This window comes from Citricoccus sp. K5 (genome assembly GCF_902506195.1).
Lineage (GTDB): Bacteria > Actinomycetota > Actinomycetes > Actinomycetales > Micrococcaceae > Citricoccus.
Genome location: NZ_LR732822.1, coordinates 1 through 1,503, shown reverse-complemented (window position 1 = coordinate 1,503; position 1,503 = coordinate 1). Strand labels below are relative to the sequence as shown.

The following is a 1,503-nucleotide window of genomic DNA, read 5'->3' as shown; positions in this document are numbered from 1 at the left end:
CCCTCTCTGTCAACCTCGGTGTGAGCCACCACTGGGGTGGCGCCGAGGGAGGCAGTGATGGTGGGTTTCACGGCAGTTGAAAGGCGTGGCTTCGTGTTGGAGTACCTGGATCTACCGCATGGGTCGAAGACGAAGTGGCTGACCGAACAGCCCTTTTCGCCGAACACGTTCAAGCACTGGCGGCTGGCGTATCTGGGAGGGTCCCTTGACCACGGTCTGGTGCCCCGGAATGCTGAAACGGTGACGAATTCAGGGCATCGGCTCAGGCAACTGGAAAAGGACCTGCAGCTGAAACAGGCCGAGGTGGAGAAGATCCGAGACCAGAATGACAAACTCCAGGCCACCAACGAGGCCCTGGGAAAAGCTATCGGGCTTATGCAGAAGTGGAGCGAGCATACGCCCGGGCAAACCCCGACTCCGACCGAGCCGCAGGACTGATCGAGAACGAACGGGATCTGGTTGGTGAACTGACAGATTCCGGTGGGCTCTCCGAACGCGGGGCCCTCGGGCTGATCGGGGTGGCCCGTTCCACCTGGCATTACCGGCGCCATCCGCGCCCCGGTGTCCCGGCCCCAGTCCCGCACGCGGACCGGGGCCAACCCCAGTCGCTTACCGACGCCGAGCGGGCCCTGGTGGCCGGACGCATCCTGGCCGCCTGGCAGGCCGGGGAATCGGTGGACCAGGCCTACGCCACCGCCTGGGACGAAGGGGTCTATGCCGGCTCCCAGCGGACCTGGTGGCGGATCGCCGCGACACTGGACCAGGGCCAACGCCCTGGCGGACCAGGCACAAGATGCGCTGCCGGGGACCGGGATCGGCCGGCCCCGCAGTTGCTGGCGACCGGGCCGAACCAGGTCTGGTCCTGGGACATCACCGACTTCAAGGGTCCCTACAGCCGTCAGGTGTTCAAGGTGTACTCGGTCATCGACATCTACTCGCGCAGGATCGTGGCCTACCGGGTCGAGGACCGCGAGGCCGACCGTCTGGCCGTTCAAATGTTCGCCGCCGCCTTCACCGCCGCCGGAACCGCCCCGGGCTACGTGCACGCCGATAACGGGGCCGTGATGCGCTCGAACGCGTTGGCCGGGTTCTTGGCAGGCCACGGGGTCGAACTGACCCACAACCGGCCCTACGTCTCCAACGACAACCCATACTCGGAATCCGAGTTCCGGACCCTGAAGACCCGGCCGAACTACCCCAAGGTCTTCGCCGATCTACCGTCCGCTCGGGACTACGTCGATGCACATGTGGTGTGGCACAACACGACCCACCGCCATGGCGGAATCGCTCTGTTCACCCCGGACCAACTCCACGACGGGACCTGGATCCAAGCCCACCGCCGGCGCCACACCGTTCAGCAGGCCTACTACCTGGCCCACCCTGCCCGATACCGACATCGGGTGCCGACTACCGCGATGCCACCGGCCTGGTCAGGCATCAATCACCCGGGACCAGAACCCGAACAACACCGGAACTGGCTCCAAACAGGTTGACAGACGCCGG

Annotated in this window: 2 protein-coding genes; both read left to right on the top strand. The window is 65.5% G+C overall.

Annotated features, from left to right (window positions below; genetic code table 11):
- Positions 1-57 precede the first annotated feature (57 nt).
- Positions 58-438, top strand: a complete 381-nt coding sequence (locus BOSE125_RS17770) for a hypothetical protein (protein WP_159555554.1) — start codon at positions 58-60, stop codon at positions 436-438.
- A complete protein-coding gene (locus BOSE125_RS17765; RefSeq protein WP_159555552.1) occupies positions 384-1,493 on the top strand; it encodes a DDE-type integrase/transposase/recombinase in 1,110 nt (369 codons plus the stop codon). Before BOSE125_RS17770 ends, BOSE125_RS17765 begins: the two co-directional genes overlap by 55 nt.
- Positions 1,494-1,503 lie beyond the last annotated feature (10 nt).

Excerpts from the sequence above, each read along its gene's own strand:
- BOSE125_RS17770 (WP_159555554.1), top strand. The coding sequence starts at position 58 with ATGGTGGGTTTCACGGCAGTTGAAAGGCGTGGCTTCGTGTTGGAGTAC.